Annotated in this window: 1 pseudogene; it reads left to right on the top strand. The window is 57.4% G+C overall.

The annotated features are described in order from the left end of the window. Positions 1 to 230: pseudogene (locus FNJ47_RS55805) on the top strand (IS701 family transposase); the annotation flags it as partial.

The following is a 230-nucleotide window of genomic DNA, read 5'->3' on the forward strand; positions in this document are numbered from 1 at the left end:
GCGGATTTGGGATAAAGGTCAGCAGCATCTCCCGGGCGACGAAGCTTGGCTCATTGGCGAGCAACGTGCCTCAGGGGAGAAGAAATACTATCTTGCCAATCTCCCTGCGGCGACGGATCTGCGCACATTGGCCGCCACTATCAAGGCGCGATGGATCTGCGAACAGGCGCATCAGCAGTTGAAGGAGGAGCTTGGACTTGATCACTTCGAAGGGCGAGCATGGCAAGGTC

Origin of the sequence: Bradyrhizobium uaiense, assembly GCF_010811875.1 — a bacterium.
GTDB classification, from domain to species: domain Bacteria; phylum Pseudomonadota; class Alphaproteobacteria; order Rhizobiales; family Xanthobacteraceae; genus Bradyrhizobium; species Bradyrhizobium uaiense.